The 15957-nt window shown below is 34.3% G+C and carries 14 protein-coding genes and 1 other annotated feature; of the genes, 2 read left to right on the forward strand and 12 right to left on the reverse strand.

Annotated features, from left to right (window positions below):
• Window positions 1-225 precede the first annotated feature (225 nt).
• The 9 genes from ACLTBU_RS15655 to gltX all read right to left on the reverse strand — a co-directional run bounded on the left by ACLTBU_RS15655 (window position 226) and on the right by gltX (window position 10513).
• Window positions 226-1197, reverse strand: coding sequence for a nucleoid-associated protein (locus tag ACLTBU_RS15655; protein WP_412219859.1), 972 nt, complete (start codon window positions 1195-1197; stop codon window positions 226-228).
• 104 nt (window positions 1198-1301) lie between these two features.
• A complete protein-coding gene (locus ACLTBU_RS15660; RefSeq protein ID WP_412219861.1) occupies window positions 1302-1958 on the reverse strand; it encodes an ABC-2 transporter permease in 657 nt (218 codons plus the stop codon).
• Entirely contained in the window at window positions 1955-2815 is an 861-nt protein-coding gene (locus ACLTBU_RS15665; protein ID WP_412219864.1) for an ABC transporter ATP-binding protein, read from the reverse strand. The genes ACLTBU_RS15660 and ACLTBU_RS15665 overlap by 4 nt, the downstream gene beginning before the upstream one ends.
• 2 nt (window positions 2816-2817) lie before the next feature.
• Window positions 2818-3192 (reverse strand): GntR family transcriptional regulator, encoded by a 375-nt coding sequence (locus ACLTBU_RS15670; protein WP_320650887.1) that lies wholly within the window; start codon window positions 3190-3192, stop codon window positions 2818-2820.
• Window positions 3193-3590: 398 nt separating this feature from the next.
• Window positions 3591-4070 carry a Cys-tRNA(Pro) deacylase gene (gene ybaK / locus ACLTBU_RS15675; RefSeq protein ID WP_249333408.1) on the reverse strand — a complete coding sequence of 160 codons (480 nt, stop codon included), beginning with the start codon at window positions 4068-4070 and terminating at the stop codon, window positions 3591-3593.
• 180 nt (window positions 4071-4250) lie between these two features.
• Window positions 4251-5783 (reverse strand): catalase, encoded by a 1533-nt coding sequence (locus tag ACLTBU_RS15680; RefSeq protein WP_412219867.1) that lies wholly within the window; start codon window positions 5781-5783, stop codon window positions 4251-4253.
• A gap of 63 nt (window positions 5784-5846) precedes the next feature.
• Window positions 5847-6287 (reverse strand): DUF523 domain-containing protein, encoded by a 441-nt coding sequence (locus ACLTBU_RS15685; RefSeq protein WP_412219868.1) that lies wholly within the window; start codon window positions 6285-6287, stop codon window positions 5847-5849.
• A gap of 30 nt (window positions 6288-6317) precedes the next feature.
• Entirely contained in the window at window positions 6318-8219 is a 1902-nt protein-coding gene (locus ACLTBU_RS15690; protein ID WP_412219869.1) for an endonuclease MutS2, read from the reverse strand.
• A gap of 632 nt (window positions 8220-8851) precedes the next feature.
• Complete coding sequence (gene gltX / locus ACLTBU_RS15695) at window positions 8852-10513, reverse strand: glutamate--tRNA ligase (RefSeq protein WP_337529163.1); 1662 nt, start codon at window positions 10511-10513, stop codon at window positions 8852-8854.
• Between the two features lie 72 nt (window positions 10514-10585).
• Window positions 10586-10813: a binding site (T-box leader), on the reverse strand.
• A 92-nt stretch (window positions 10814-10905) separates the two neighbouring features.
• On the opposite strand from gltX, the gene ACLTBU_RS15700 reads away from it, so the two are divergent.
• Both ACLTBU_RS15700 and ACLTBU_RS15705 read left to right on the forward strand, forming a co-directional pair.
• Window positions 10906-11535: an SGNH/GDSL hydrolase family protein gene (locus ACLTBU_RS15700; protein ID WP_249333404.1), complete on the forward strand. Its 630-nt coding sequence runs from the start codon at window positions 10906-10908 to the stop codon at window positions 11533-11535.
• Window positions 11532-12518 carry an acyltransferase family protein gene (locus ACLTBU_RS15705; protein ID WP_412183389.1) on the forward strand — a complete coding sequence of 329 codons (987 nt, stop codon included), beginning with the start codon at window positions 11532-11534 and terminating at the stop codon, window positions 12516-12518. The genes ACLTBU_RS15700 and ACLTBU_RS15705 overlap by 4 nt, the downstream gene beginning before the upstream one ends.
• Window positions 12519-12545: 27 nt before the next feature.
• Here ACLTBU_RS15705 and ACLTBU_RS15710 read toward each other — a convergent pair whose 3' ends face one another.
• From ACLTBU_RS15710 to ACLTBU_RS15720, 3 genes are all read right to left on the reverse strand, one after another.
• A complete protein-coding gene (locus ACLTBU_RS15710) occupies window positions 12546-13376 on the reverse strand; it encodes a hypothetical protein (protein WP_249333402.1) in 831 nt (276 codons plus the stop codon).
• A gap of 202 nt (window positions 13377-13578) precedes the next feature.
• A complete protein-coding gene (locus ACLTBU_RS15715) occupies window positions 13579-14928 on the reverse strand; it encodes an ABC transporter substrate-binding protein (RefSeq protein WP_412219871.1) in 1350 nt (449 codons plus the stop codon).
• 339 nt (window positions 14929-15267) lie between these two features.
• Entirely contained in the window at window positions 15268-15912 is a 645-nt protein-coding gene (locus ACLTBU_RS15720; RefSeq protein ID WP_249333400.1) for a hypothetical protein, read from the reverse strand.
• Window positions 15913-15957: the final 45 nt, after the last annotated feature.

Raw genomic sequence — 15957 nt, forward strand, 5'->3', positions numbered from 1 at the left:
GTGACTTATGAATCGACTGGTTTAATGGTTACTATTTTATTTTCAAAGTTCATTTTTCTTTATTTATCAAGGCTTTATGCCTTGTGTCTCAGTGGCGCTGTGCCCTGCTGACTTGTATTAGTATACGGTATCCCTTGCTATAAGTCAACACTTTTTCTAAAGTTTTTTAGGACTTTTTTATTATACTCCTTTTTCCCTTGCAAATACTAGGTTCTCCCCCTGCATTTATTTATTAATAATTTCTCCTATATTCTTAAGTACAATAGAAATAGTTCCATTAGGTTCATTAATAAACTCAATAAAGTCTATATCATGAATCATTTGTGTAGGTAATTTAATCTCTACTCCTGTATTCGTTTTAAGTTTATGTGAAATATACTTCTTAGCTTCTTTAGGATTAGTCAGCACGATTTGTTCATCTTTGAACCCACACTGCTCCATTTTTTGCATGCACTCTTCTTCTACTTCTTTATAATCTTTAAAAGTCTCTTTAATAACTTCTGCTACTGGTACGCTACTATTTTCAAAAATATGTTCTGCTATATTACTTTTAAGTGTTGTAATAACTTCTACAGGATTTGTAAAATGTTCTTCTATTACTTCATTGGTGATATGCTCCACTACTACCAGCTTCTCTTTAATAGAAAGATGATTCTCTATCTCTAACAACTGTGCAAGATACTTTTCTTTAGATTTATCTAGTAGCCATACTTCATAACTATCTTTATTAATAAGAAGCGCTTCATCTATTTTATTAGGGGAAAAGATACTTCGCTGTTTAATAAGACTTGTAGCAACGCCATCTCCATCCTCATCCATCTGATGGGTGAAAGCTTCTCTATAGTTTAGCTTGATAATGCCTAAAAAGTTTTCTTGGTTTCTTGTGAAACTACTTACTACTACATCACCACTTTTGATGTAACTGTCATTTAACATATATTGAAAGAATCTATCTGCCACCTTACAAGAGAGTTGATAAAAGTCCTCTTCTTTATAAGACTTTATCATTTTAAATAATTCTCCTTCTTCATTAAAAACTGCACGTGCAACTTCATTACTTTCAAATAGATGCCCAATATGTTTTGTTATAAAAGCTTCTATTTCATCTTCTAAGGCTAGATTTTTTGAAGATAGTATATAGTGCCCTATTGAAGTATCTAATACATGTACAATTGTATTGTGAAATGTAATACTCATGTCCTCAACCCCTTTATCCATTTTCTTATTCTATGCCATTATATCTAGAATGGATAGGAGAACCCCCTCCTTAAAAAAGTTTAGGGCACTTTTATATAAAACTACTACTTATAATCTTTATTCCTAAGGATATTTAAACTTATTAAGTAAGATATTACATAAGCTAGTATTCCTATTGTAAGTATACATCCTCCCATTAAGGAAAAATTAATCTCCCCACTTACTTGCGGTATAACTTCTTTCAATATATTTGTAACACTAAAAGAAATACCAAAGACTACTCCATAAGTAAGTACCATGATCATTCTCATCTTAATACACCCAAACTTATAAATAATAGGTATAATAAGTGCCGTATAAGTTAACGCTGCCCCTATTAAGATATAAAGAACATTAAATATCCCTAATACACGGAAAACCTCATAGTACGTTGGAGCTAACTGCATACCTATGGCTAATATTCCTAATACCCCTATTGCTACAACTAATGTATAAATCATACCAAGTAAATATTTACTTCTACATAATTCTATCCTTGAAACAGGTAAAGTATAATTAAGAACATCACTATGACTTTGCTCTTCGTGTGCCATTACACCATATACCAACATGTAAGGTCCAATAATACAAGCAACCAAATTGGCTCCTGGATATGCAACTGCAAATACTAAAACAAGTATAAGTGTGGTAATCCATGTAAACTTTAAATTTCTAAAGAGATACATCAATTCTTTTCTTATTAATAATGCTGTTGTACTCATTTTCTTCCTCCCCTTTGTGTGAAAATCATAATATCCTCAATATTAGCTTTCTCACATATAAGTTCATTTCCCAAAGTTTTCGCCATATTTTCAGATAGCCTTGCTAAACCTTCAAATCCAAATGCATTTTTTTGAATACCTATCAGTTCTTTTTCTAATGCGCTACTAAGTGCTTTCTTTGACCCCTTAATAATAAGATATTTACTATCCAAGGTCTCTTTATCTTCATAAAGTACTACTTCCCCATTATTCATCATTACCACATAATCACTAGCCTTATCTAAATCACTCGTAATATGTGTTGAATAAAATACAGATACTTCTTCACTTTGCATATGTTCCATAAGAATATCCAGTATCTGTGCCCTTATTACAGGATCTAGGTTAGCCGTTGCTTCATCTAATAAAATCAACTTTGGTCTATGACTAAGTGCCATAATAAGCGCAGCCTGTTTATTTTGTCCTTGTGAAAGCTCTTTAATTTTTTTTGATGTATCAAGCTGAAAAGCTTTTACATACTTATTAAATAAGGCATCATCCCAGTTTTTATAAAAAGGTGCTATCATCTGTTTATTCTGTTCTATTGTTGCCTCTGTCATATACCCTGTTGGTTCTCCTACAAAGCCTATCTGTTCATGAATTTGTTTACTCTCGGTAGCAACATCTTTTCCAAATACCTTAATCTGTCCCCCATCTAGTTTTAAGAGATTCATAATCAGTTTAAGCGTAGTTGTCTTACCTGATCCATTTTGTCCTATAAATCCAGTAATATAACCTTCCTTAATCGCAAGATGTGGTATATCTAAAGTAAAGTTACCTAATGTCTTTTTTACATTGTCCATTTCTATTACATTCATAGCTATTCCTCCTCATATAAAAGCTCTATTCTCTCTTTTAATTCTTCTTTTGAAAGCCCTATTTTTTTTGCACTTTCTATAATGTCATGCAAACTTTCTTCAATCTTACTAATCTGTGCTTCTTTTAGGATGTCTAAGTTAACTGTTGATACATAACTTCCCTTCCCTGGCAAAGTTTCTATAAACCCACCTGCTTCTAATTCTTCGTAAGCCTTTTTAGTCGTAATAATACTCACTTTAAGATCTTTAGCCAATCCTCTTATAGACGGCAGCATATCTCCTGCGGTGAGTTCGCCTGTTACAATCAAGTGCTTCATCTGCTCACTAATTTGTAAATATAACGGTGTAGCACTTTGATTACTAATAATAATATCCATAGTACACCCTTTCTCTTTTCTCTATCTCAAACTGTTTATAACTGTATATATATATTATACACACATATTACACTTCCACTATGTAGTAGTCAATACTTTTAAAAATTTTTTTTGACAAAACAAAAAGTCTACTTAAACCTACACCGTAGTACAGTTCTAAGTAGACTTTTATGTGTTATAAAACCTGCCTCCTACCCAAATTCACTTTAGGTAATTTAAGTAGAAGGCTTAAGTTCCTTTTGGCTCATCTCCAGCAGAATTGTCTGCTAAGGCCTCAGAATCTTGAATGCTTCGGTGCGTAGAACTTTTCATTTTACTTACCTCCTACATTCTTGAATTGGTTTTACGTAGTTAGTTTATCCGATTATTTTGGTTTTATACTAAAAAATTAATTTTGTTTATGCTTTTGTAAGGGCCGCATATTCAGCTTTTACTAGATTCATTAAATCTTCTGGTTTAAGTTCTACTTGAACCCCCACTTTACCGGCACTAAATGTCATCTTCTCAAGATTAGCTGCACTTTCATCTATAAAAGTTCTAAAGGCTTTTTTCATGCCAATTGGTGAACAACCTCCCCTGATATAACCCGTTGTTTTCATTAGGTCATTTACAGGAAGCATTTCTATATTTTTCTCCCCTGTTAACTCACTTATCTTTTTCATATCTAATTCTTTTTCTACAGGGATGACACATACATAACACGTTTTAGATTTACCTTGAACTAGAAGTGTCTTAAATACCTCTTCTGTAGGTTTACCAATTTTATGTGCTACTGCTACACCATCTATCTTTCCATCTTTTACTTCATACGAAGCACAAGTATACTGTATCTTTTCTTTATCTAAGATTCTAATTACATTTGTTTTTACTGCTGCCATTTTACAAATTCCTTTCTTACTCTTTTTTCTTATTATAAATCTTTCTATAATTTTTATATAGTTATCTATAGGAAAGTAATGCTACGGGATACAAAAGTAGAACTTTCCTACTCTCTAAAAAGAGAGTATCTATAAAATTAAATTTTTACAGATACTCTCCCAAATTTATTATTCAATTCCTTATTCAGGCATGGTAGCTTTAACACGTTGTTCCTGTGTCATGTCAGCTAATTCTTTGACTCTATTAAAATCTAATCCTAGCCGTTCAGCTATCATTTTTCCTAATGTCTTATCACATTTGTAGAATAAAGCGGTCTGTCTATATTGTAAGCTCTTATTGGCTTTTTTTAGGCTATTACATACGTTATAAATCAGATGGCCTCTTTCTTCAGGGTCTAAATGATCTCTAAAAAACTCCCCTGGTTGTACGAAATCACCATCTTCAGTCTCAATAGTATGCCTTTCAATCGTACCTTCAATAGGTATTGGAGGTGGTGCCACTTCTGGATCGACCTTTACATCTGCAAAAGTTGTTGGATAGTAGTTAGGTGCATCCCCCATATTGCCATCCACACTCATAAACCCATCTCTTTGAGTGGTATAAATCTTAGCATATTTAGGTGCATTAATAGGAATTTGTCTACTATTTACGCCCACTCTATAACGTTGTGCATCTTGATAAGCAAGTAATCTTCCTTGTAATAACTTATCTGGAGAAGTCCATATACCTGGGACAAACGCCTGTGGCGTAAATGCGGCCTGCTCCACCTCTGCAAAGAAATTTTCTGGATTACGATTAAGTACCATCTTACCAAGTGGAATGAGTGGATGATCTTCTTCATACCAAGTTCTTGTTACATCAAAAGGATTAACTCTATAATGTTTAGCCTCCTCTGGCGTCATAATCTGTACATATACGCTCCAAGAAGGATAATCTCCTCTTTCAATAGCATCAAATAAGTCCTCTGTAGAGTAATCAGGGTTGATTCCTGCCATCTGCTCTGCTTCTGCTCCTGTGAAGTTCTGTATACCTTGGTCTGTTAGGAAGTGATATTTAACCCATACATATTCGCCATCTTCGTTATACCACATAAACGTATGACTTCCGAATCCATCCATAAAACGCGGGCTTTTTGGTGTTCCTAAGTTAGAGAAAAGCCTCATTACTTGATGTAAAGATTCTGGCGTTAATGAAAGAAAGTCCCAGAACATATTCGCATCTTTTAAGTTAGTTTGAGGATTTCGTTTTTGTGTATGAATAAAATCTGGAAATTTAAGTGCATCCCTTACGAAAAAAACAGGAGTATTATTCCCTACCAAGTCATAATTTCCATCTTCTGTGTAGAATTTCAGAGCAAAACCCCTAGGGTCTCTGGCTGTATCAGCAGAACCTTTTTCCCCACCTACTGTCGAGAACCTTGCAAACATTGGCGTACGTTTACCTACTTTATTAAGAAACTTTGCCATAGTGTATTTTGATAAATCATTAGTGACTTCAAAATAACCATGTGCGCCCATTCCTTTTGCATGAACTACTCTTTCAGGTATCCTTTCTCTATTAAAATGTGCAAGTTTTTCATTTAAATAAGAATCTGCAAAGAGTGTATAACCAACTTTTTTACCTGTTGTTAGTGACGCTAAGTCATTTGCTACTGGTGTTGCGACTTCTGTTGTAAGCTGATGGGTATCCATCATCTTGTTCTCATTATTCACCGCTATAGCCTCCACCTTATTTTATATCACTTAAATAATATGAAGACCTACTCGTACAGTATGCTAACTAAGTGAATCTAATTCTTCTTCTGTATAGACTTTAATGCCATTTTCCTTAAGCAGTCTTGCTGTTAAGCCATCCCCTTCTATTAAAGTACGGTTAAACTCCCCATTATAAATTTTGCCACATCCACAAGAAGGACTTTTGGCTTTTAAAATAGCTTCTTTTGCTCCTAATACTTTTGCAATTTCTAATGTTTTTATAGCCCCCATCTTAAAAGCCTCTGTACAATCTTTACCTTCTTTAGTAAGAACCCTTTCATTTCCTTCTTCGTCTTTGACAATTTCACATGGCTTTCTCGGTATAGGTAATTCTCCAAATACTTCAGGGCATACAATAATTGCCTTCCCCTCTTCAACTAATACTTTAACCTTTTCACAAGTATTGTCCTTGCCATCATATCTACATTTCACACCAGCTAAACATGCACTTACAATATACATTCTTTATCCTCCTTATATTTCCTGGGCAAACTACTTACGCAGCTCTTCTATACCATACTTTCTAATCTTCTTAAGCGTTTTCTTAGAGCCACGCTCAATGTCATGCTCGAGTTTTCTATCTTTATAAGAAGTAAACAGAGAGTCTAAATCATAACCAGCTGGATAAAGTTCTTCTGCTCTAATAGATAGGGTAACCTGCTTCTCATTAACCTCTATAAGCTCATTCTTATAAAAAATAGTTAAATTATTGTACTTATCTTTCTCACTGTAGACAATGGCATAGTCTTCCTTATTTGTAAGATAGACTTTATCCCCTTTACTCCATAAAACTTCTTTGGCTTTAACTTTAGCTACTTCTTGTTTACCCATTCTTACTTTATTACTTGATACATAGTCTAAGTTATAATGCTTATCTTCCATATACTTAGCAGCCTTTTTCAGTATTCCTTCTTCAATACCCATCTTCCTTGAAATCCATAAGGCATTACTTTCCCCTACTTTATCTATAACCAGTTTATAAAGTGGTTCAAGTGTCTCACTATTAAACTGCATCGCTGCATTTTTAAAATCAGGGTGTTGCTCACTAAAGTTTTTAATTTCATTATAATGGGTGGTTGCTACTGTTATAGCGCCTCTTTGATATACTTCTTCTAATATAGCAATAGCTAATGCAGCACCTTCTCCTGGCTCTGTACCACTACCTATTTCATCAAATAATAATAATGTAGACTTATTAGTCTCTCTAATAATGCCTGCTAGGTTCTTAACATGGGATGAGAAAGTACTTAAAGAGTTTTCTAGGCTCTGGTCATCTCCAATATCGGCAAACACTTTATCAAATACAGATAAGGAAGTTCCTTCTCCTACTGGAATATGGAAACCTGACTGCATGGCTAATGTAAGTAGTCCCACTGTTTTTAGTACAATAGTCTTACCACCTGCATTAGGCCCTGTAATAATAAGCGAACGAAAATCTTTTCCCATCTTAAAATTTAAAGGTACGACTTTTCCTGGTAGTAAGGGATGTCTTCCCTCTACAATATTAATGTAACCATAATCATTTACTTTAGGGCTTCTTCCTTCGATGGCTTTGCTATATTTTCCTTTTGCAAAGACCATATCAAATTGTCCCATGACTTCAACATTTAGTTTAAGCCCTTCCATATGCTCATAGATAAGTCCAGTGAGGTAAGTTAAAATCTTATATTCTTCCACTGCCTCATCTGCTTGAAGTGTTAAAAGCTCTTCTGTATATTTTCCTACTGTACTTGGCTCCATAAAGACAGTTTTAGCTGTACTTTCTACAATGACACCAGGAACTACATTCTTATAAGCTGCCTTAATAGGCACTGTTAACCTTCCCTGTCTTTTAGTCACAAAGAAATCTTGGATATAAAGCTTGTTCTGACTATTTTTCAAGAACTTATCTAGACGTTCTTCTATTTTTCCCTCTGTAATAGAAATATGTCTTCTAATTTTCTTAAGCTCTTTACTGGCTTCATCACATACTCTATTATTACGAATACACTGGTCTATTTCTTCTTCAATATTACGATACTCTATAAGACTCATGCTGTAACCTTGAAGTGTAGGTGCATAACCTTCCTTATCTCGCATATACTGCTTCATCTTCCTACAGCCCCTAAGGAATAAGGCAAAATGCGTTAGTTGCTCGCCATCTAAGATAATATCTTTCTCTACTTTATCTACTAAATTATCAATACCTACAATCCCTTGAATAGGTACACTACCTGAATAGTCCAGCAATGCTCTTGCTTCTGTAGTTTCCAGTAATCTGTTACATACAATACCTTTATTGCCACTAGGATTAAGGTTTTCTATTAAGCTTTTACCCAATTTACTAACACAGTACTCCTTCACAATTTCCTTTAACGTATTATATTGTAATTTTTCATATACATGCTCATTCATATGTTTTAACGCTCCTCGTCTCTTTATATTATAAAAAACATATCTATAAAGATGCCGACCTCAGTCGGTAGAAAATCTTATTTTTGATATCAAAAAAGCAGCCTACCTCAAGTACGCTGCTTAAACTCATAGTATATACACTAATATAACCTTTAAAGGATACTATTAATGAGGCAACCTGCTCTAGGCTGCTAATTTGTTTAATGGTCGTATGGTATCTCTATAGATGTGGTAACATACGCATTACAAATAAAGGATATAAAATCCCCTCCTTCATGCACTATTGTTACCTATTCAATTAATCTATTTAGATACTACCGCGCTCATCAAACACCTCGTTTGTTCTTTTTGATATCTAAGATATCTACCTGTTGCTTTTAGCATACCACAAGTATTCCTCTAAAAAAAGCCCTTATTTTCTGCCATATACCTGCTTTTTTCATCTCTAAAACATTTCTTTTATTCTTAGACTACTTATCTTCCTAGTATCTCTATACTTCCATGATAAATAGGGAGTTTTTTTACTCTTTTATTTTTCAAAACTCTTTTGGATAAAAAAAGAAAGCCATCCTATCTCTCATACTTCTATAAGAGATAGGATTAGCTTCCTATTTTGTGATTTTTAATTTATCTTAAAGTGCTAAAAACTTTTCGAAACGTTCTTGTACTTTTTCTTCACCTAAGATTTGCATAATAGTATAAAGGTCTGGTGTATTGCTTCTGTGTGTTACGGCTGCTCTTACAGCACCTGCTACATCAGAAATCATACCTTTATATGCATCTGGATTTGCTTTGTACTCTTTACGGTTTGCACAGTATCCAAGTTCAATAGCGAAGTTTTTAAGTGTTTCAAACCATGTTTCTTGGCTTTCTTCATTGTGTTTATAGGCTTCTTTATATGCCGCAATAATTTCTTTTGCAGTATCAATTGTCATCCCTTTTGGAAGTTCTACCTGATCTACTGTTTCAGCGTAGAAGAAGTTATCGAAGAAATATGTGATTTTTTCTTTTACGTCCATCCATTTAGCGAAGTCTTTTCTTGGTTTTGGACCTTCTTTATCAATGCTGAAGATAGCTTTAGCCATAGCTTCATTTGCAGTTACAAGATCATACATTTCTTTGTCATGCTCTTTAGCCCATGCTGTGTAAAGTTCGTATACTTTTTCACCTGGCATTCTTGCAATAACGTCTTTACTTACGTCATTTAATTTAATGATATCGAATAATGCACCACTTTTACTCATCTTATCAAGTGATACAGGGAATTCATGATAATCAGCTGTAGGGTTTTCAGCTCTCCACTCTTCATAAGTAGAGTTGATGATGTTAAGAAGGTATTCGATTACACATACTGTTGGGTAACCTTCTTCATCGTAGTAACTTACAGCACTTTCAGCATCTTTTCTCTTAGAAAGTTTACGTCTTGAATCACCATCCATTTTCATAATTGTTGGGATGTGACCGTACTCTGGACGTTTAAATCCAAGTACATCAAATAATTGTACGTGAATCGGAAGTGATGATAACCATTCTTCACCACGTGTTACGTGTGTTGTACCCATAAGTGCATCATCAATAGCATGTGCAAAGTGGTATGTTGGAAGTCCATCCCCTTTAATGATAACGATATCTTGGTTGTTTTCTGGGAATGAAGTTTCACCTTTGATAAGGTCATGGAATTCTACTCTATTTTCTGGGTTGCCTGGTGATTTAAGACGGATAATGTATCTTTCACCTGCTTCGATTTTTGCAATAGCTTCTTCTGAAGATAAGTTTCTATATGTTGCGTATTCACCATAGTAACCTGGTGTTACTTTTGCTTCTGTTTGGCGTTCACGAAGTGCTTCAAGTTCTTCTGGTGTTGCAAAACATGGATAAGCTAAACCTTTTTTAATAAGGTCTTTAGCGAATGTTTTGTAGATTTCAGCTCTTTCACTTTGTTTGTATGGACCATAGTTACCGATAGAAGTATCTTCACCTGTCATACCTTCTGTGAAGTTCATACCGTATTTGTTCATTGTACGGATTGTATCTTCAATCGCACCTTCTACTTCTCTTTTTTGGTCTGTATCTTCGATTCTAAGGTAGAATACACCACCACTTTGAACTGCTGTTCTTTCAGCTACAAGTGCAGCGAATACACCACCGATGTGTTGGAATCCTGTTGGACTTGGTGCGTATCTTGTTACGCGAGCACCTTCTTGTAATTCTCTTTTTGGATAGGCATTAATATAATCTTCTGGCGTTTTTGTAATGTCTGGGAAAATTAAATCTGCTAATCTGTCTAAACTCATCTTTCTCTTCCTCTCTCGTTTTCTTTATAGTAAATTTAAAAAATCACATAAAAAAAGCCCCTCATCCTAACCTCTTAGGACGAAAGACATCTTCCGCGTTACCACCTAAGTTGACTATATGTCTATAGTCCACTCCTACTATCTTTAAGGGAATAACCCCACAAACTTACTCCTCTAAATTTAGAGATTTTCAGTCCGTAGCAAAAGAACTTCTTTCTATAAGGGTACATCTTAGGCTTCCACCATCCCTAAGTCTCTTGAATGTCCTTCTTATATACTCTTCTCTTTTATCGCTTTTTCTTATTTATAATCTCATTATAACGACCATCTTTCTTATTGTAAAGGTCTATTATATAATGAAAATATCATAATTTAGGGAGGGTAGACAACATATGTTTTTACAAAAAAATGATTTCATTCTATTCCAAGGGGATAGTATTACGGACTGCAGCCGAAATAAACTAAATCGCAATGATCTCGGAGAGGGTTATGTAAATCTTATACATCATTTCTTGACGAAAGAATATCCTGATCTTCAAGTAAGTTGTATGAATAAAGGTATTTATGGAAATCGTACTATTGACCTTAAACTTCGCTGGCGATTTGACTGTTTAAGACTTGAACCTACAGTTCTTTCTCTCCTTGCAGGTATTAATGATACCTGGAGACGCTATGACTTTAATCTTATGACCTCTGAAGAAAGATTTAGAGATCATTATCGCTATCTTATTGAAAGCAGTTTAGAACGCATGCCTGACCTTAGAATTATTCTCATGTCTCCATTTCTTTTACCTCATAAAGAAGAACAAGTTCTATGGTTTGAAGATCTTAATCCTAAAATTGATATTGTAAAGTCACTTGCAGCAGAATATAACACCCTTTATATTCCTCTTCAAGAAATTTTTAATGCTTCGCTTACACCAGAGCATGATGCACATTACTTTACCATAGATGGTGTACATCCTACGCCTGAAGGTCATATGCTTATTGCAAAAGAATGGATTAAAAGGAGTCTCGAATGAAAGAGCGCGTTGATTTATTAGATAATTTAAAAGGACTTCTTATTTTCTTGGTTGTCTTTGGTCATTCTTTAGAGCTTTTTAAAGATGAATATTTTATTACTCAGGTACTCTATGTATTTATTTATCTTTTTCATATGCCGGCCTTTGTATTTGTATCCGGTTACCTTTCCAAAAATGTAGATAAGGCACGTCAAACGGCTTTTACTACCTTCTTCTTGCCATTTCTACTCTTTAATATCCTTTGGAATGGTATAGCTGCAATAGTTACATGGGATTTAGATAAATTCTCCTTTATTACCCCTGGCTGGGCCTTGTGGTACCTAATGAGTATGTTCCTATGGAAAATTTCACTTAAAGACCTAGTACGTATTAAATATATTGTACCTATTAGTTTTATTGTAGGCCTTGGAGCAGGCATATTTGGTGAGTTTAATGGCATCTTATCTTTATCTCGTACTTTAGTGTTTTTCCCATTCTTTTTAATTGGGTATTTTACAAGTGAAGATAGATTTTTCAAATTAAAAAAACCGTCAAGATTCTTCTCTTGCGGCATTATTTTACTCGCTCTATCCTTTGCAATATTTATTTGTTATTTTAAAGTTTTCCCTGTGGAATTCTTATACGGTAGTGACTCCTTCCAAACCTATACTGTCCCTATTTGGCTTGGACTTATTAGCCGTGCTTTACTCTATATCATAGGTTTTTCCTTTGTATTTGTACTTGCTAATACGATGACAGCTAAAAATACTTTCTTTAGTAAGATAGGACGTAACACACTACCTATTTATATTTTGCATACGTATTTACTCTGTATTCCTATAGCTATAAACTATTTTATTCCTTCTATGTGGGTTAGACTTTTTATTTGTTTAGTTTCTGCTACAGGTATTACTTATGTCCTATCCCGTAATACAACTGAAAGGTACTTTAGAAAGTTTTTAGCTTCTGCCCTAGCTCTTTTTCTTAAAAATGAATCCCGCTAGTCCACCAAAAAAGAAGTGCAAGGTGCTTTATCCTTGCACTTCTTTTTTTGGTGCCAATTCTTCTTTTTGATGCGCTGCTTCTTTCATCACTTCACATGCTTTTTTAATAAGTTCATCTTTACTATTAAGAGCAATCCACTCAAAATAATTTGGATCCTCTTTATAGATTTCTTTTAACGTCCTATTCTTATATTTTCCAAAATTAATTTTTATGGCTGCAGCCTCTTTCGGCTGCATTGTTTCCGTACCAACGATTTCTGATTGATTAATAAAATCCTGCATTTCTTCTAAATCTTGTGTAAAGATTTCACTTAATGAAGCTACTTGCAGTACAGCATCAATAAATGCTCTTTTTTTAGCAATTTTAAGAATTGTATTCGTGAGATCACAAGGATCAGGATTAGGAATTTTGTATCTTAGCCGCCCATATTTATCAATAAATTGCCTTACATCTTCCGGATCTGTTCCTGTAGGAATAATATCACTATTTATCCACCTATATTTCTTTTCAAAAGAGTTACAATTTCCTAATCCTTGTGCAACATTACGCATTCCTTTTTTTAGGGTACACCTAATAATGTAGGCAAAGAAACCTTTTTCATAATCTTGTACGTGATCCATCATTTCATATTCAGGATTAATTCCTAGCATCATACAAATTTTTTCTCCACCCGGTTTAAGCAGAGTTGGCTTAATTGTTCCAGGAATAATCCCATAATCATGTTCTCTTCTTAAAGTTTGTTGTACAACAGCTTGGAAAGCTGCTATTTTATCTATCGTCTTTTTTACTAAACCTATATCCATTTCATCTATTAGGCTTATATCTTTAGTCGTATTGGCTAGGATATGTGTCGTCATAAGATGTTCCCCCTGTATTATTCATTTTAAATACTGGTCAAGCAAATAAGTTTAATAAAGGTTGATAAATAAAGCTGATAAATAGTGACGCTATTAGTGTAAGCTGTTTTATAAACATTATGTAATTTTATTCAATCCACCATTAAATAACAAATATATAAAAAAGGTGTATACCCAAGTATACACCTTTTGTCATTCTCAATTATTGAGCTGTATTAAGAGCAATAACTTCATCAACAACAGCTGCTGGATCTTCACTACCTGCTGCAATACCAGCTACTTTACCTAATAAGTATTCCCAAGCTGGTTTTGCTAACCAACCATCAATAGCCCCATCTACAGCTGATGCTTTACCAGCCATAGCCGCACCACATGCTCCAAGTGGAGAAAGTCCTGAAAGTTCACCAACATCAGCTGCTGGAGCACCGCCACCAGCTACTGTTACTAATTCACCAATTACTTCTGTTGTAGTCATAGCTTGAACGAATTTAACAGCTGCATCACGTTTTGCTGGATCATCCCAAGCTTTTCTTGTGATATAGAAACCACTTGAGAAACCAGAAATAATTTGTGTTCCATCATTTTTACCATTCCCTGTACTTGGAATTGGGAGAATAACTGTGTTATCTGGGTCTGTCATTGCCCCTACAGCCCAGCTACCATCTACGAACATAGCTGCTTGTTTATCAATAAATTGAGCTTGAACAAGTTCATGTTGTGTTGTTGCTGCATCTGCTGGGAATGCACCCATATCATTAAATTTCTTAAAGTATGATAAACCATTTACCCATGTTTCTTTAACTGCTGCAACATCTCTGTTGCTATGATCTTGTACGCCACCTTCAGCTAAGATAAGATGCTCAATCCAATAATGAGGAATATGACCTAAAGCAGCTGCGATAGGTGTAATACCTTTTTCTGCAAATCCTGTGATTGCAGCTTCAAGTTTAGCCCAATCCGTTGGAAGTTCAATACCGTTAGCTTCGAATAAATCTTTATTACAGAAGATTCCCTCATAATAACCATGTGTTGGAACAGCATATTGTTTGCCATCATAGCATTTAGCTGAATCCATAGCTGCTGGGTTAATATTTGATGCATAGTCTGGGTATTCACTGCGGATTTCTTCAATTGAAACAACTTTGTTTTGTTCAACTAAAGTTTTTGAATTAACATCTGTGAAGAATTGAAGTACATCTGGTTCATTACCAGCTGCAAAGTCTGTAAGAACGTTTGATTTCCATGTTTCATCCGCTGTAGCTGATTCATTCTCAATTGTTACATTTGGATTATCCTCTTGGAATTTCTTGATGTGGTTTTCAAATGTTACAGCATTTGGATCTGTACCACCGAATTGAGATACAACTCTTAATGTTACAGGTTTTTCTGCTTCTTCAGCTGGCTTTTCCTCACCTGTTTTTTCTTCAGCTGGCTTTTCTGCAGCTGGTTTTTCCTCAGCTTGAGCAGCTGGTTCTTGAGAACAGCCTACGAATACGCCTCCAAGCATTGTAGCTGCTAATCCTAATGCTAATACTTTTGAAAATTTCTTCATTGAAATCCATCTCCTTTTACTTACTAAATTTTATTTAATAATTATGTAAGTCCCCTTCTTCTGTCGTAATTGCTGAGTTCACTCTAATATTTGTTTTGCTAATTTGATTATAACATTTTATAATTTTCTGGTAATAAGAGGATTTTGTTTTTTATATCATTTTTTTGGCACACTTGTTTATTTCTTATATAAATTAAAAATTATTTCGTTCATTATATGGGTATTTTATCTAGTTTCCTTTTTATCAGGCTTATTCTGCCTATAAGTTCATAAATAGATAGGTCAAATTCTATTCACTTCTCCAAAATAAAACTAAAAAGAGAGCCCTAAGGCTCCCTCTTATCTATATATAATATTGCTAAATTCTATGTGATCTGTCACGAGCGGCTCACTATTATATTGAATTTCAATGCCATCTACCCAAGGGTATGCACTCTCTCTTTGTAGTAAGCTTTCTTCGAGGCTAGTCGCCGTAATGCCCGCGCCTGTAGAACCTTGGAAGAAATTAACCATCCAATTAGGACTTTCATTTTGTCCTTTATCTTTTAAATTAATAATAGCCACATCACTATTTCCTATTTGCTTAATTTCCTCTACATCTATTTCTAATCCTTCAAAACATTCCTTTGAAAGTTTATCTGCTACAGTCTGTAATTTATCTTGAAGTGATAATGCTTCATCTACTTGCACTTCACCTAATTTAGTAATTTCCCAACTATTCACATCCCTTGTATAGAGTGTATAACTTTCTTTAGCTACTTCTTCTGTAGAATCTTCTTCTTTAGACCCTTTAAGTGCTTCATTTTCTTCTTTAAGTTCCTCGATTTGCTCTTCTAAAGTTGTAATGGTTTGCTTAAGTGTTTCATTTTCTTGCTTAAGTGCTATAACCTCTTCACTAGGTTGTAAATTTACTTCATCTGGTGTACAACCAGGTATTAATAACATACTACAAGCTAATAAAACTATGCCTAATTTTTTATACATGCTTGTTCCTCCCTCTTTTGTTCTTTCTCTTTCTAGACTCTTTAA

Source organism: Zhenhengia sp. (assembly GCF_046966505.1).
In the GTDB taxonomy this organism is placed as follows: domain Bacteria; phylum Bacillota; class Clostridia; order Lachnospirales; family Cellulosilyticaceae; genus Zhenhengia; species Zhenhengia yiwuensis.

Coding starts and splice junctions, on each gene's coding strand:
- ACLTBU_RS15700 (WP_249333404.1), top strand. CDS start 10,906: ATGTTTTTACAAAAAAATGATTTCATTCTATTCCAAGGGGATAGTATT.
- ACLTBU_RS15705 (WP_412183389.1), top strand. CDS start 11,532: ATGAAAGAGCGCGTTGATTTATTAGATAATTTAAAAGGACTTCTTATT.
- ACLTBU_RS15670 (WP_320650887.1), bottom strand. CDS start 3,192: ATGGATATTATTATTAGTAATCAAAGTGCTACACCGTTATATTTACAA.
- gltX (WP_337529163.1), bottom strand. CDS start 10,513: ATGAGTTTAGACAGATTAGCAGATTTAATTTTCCCAGACATTACAAAA.
- ACLTBU_RS15665 (WP_412219864.1), bottom strand. CDS start 2,815: ATGAATGTAATAGAAATGGACAATGTAAAAAAGACATTAGGTAACTTT.
- ACLTBU_RS15655 (WP_412219859.1), bottom strand. CDS start 1,197: ATGAGTATTACATTTCACAATACAATTGTACATGTATTAGATACTTCA.
- ACLTBU_RS15715 (WP_412219871.1), bottom strand. CDS start 14,928: ATGAAGAAATTTTCAAAAGTATTAGCATTAGGATTAGCAGCTACAATG.
- ybaK (WP_249333408.1), bottom strand. CDS start 4,070: ATGGCAGCAGTAAAAACAAATGTAATTAGAATCTTAGATAAAGAAAAG.
- ACLTBU_RS15710 (WP_249333402.1), bottom strand. CDS start 13,376: ATGACGACACATATCCTAGCCAATACGACTAAAGATATAAGCCTAATA.
- ACLTBU_RS15720 (WP_249333400.1), bottom strand. CDS start 15,912: ATGTATAAAAAATTAGGCATAGTTTTATTAGCTTGTAGTATGTTATTA.
- ACLTBU_RS15660 (WP_412219861.1), bottom strand. CDS start 1,958: ATGAGTACAACAGCATTATTAATAAGAAAAGAATTGATGTATCTCTTT.
- ACLTBU_RS15685 (WP_412219868.1), bottom strand. CDS start 6,287: ATGTATATTGTAAGTGCATGTTTAGCTGGTGTGAAATGTAGATATGAT.
- ACLTBU_RS15690 (WP_412219869.1), bottom strand. CDS start 8,219: ATGAATGAGCATGTATATGAAAAATTACAATATAATACGTTAAAGGAA.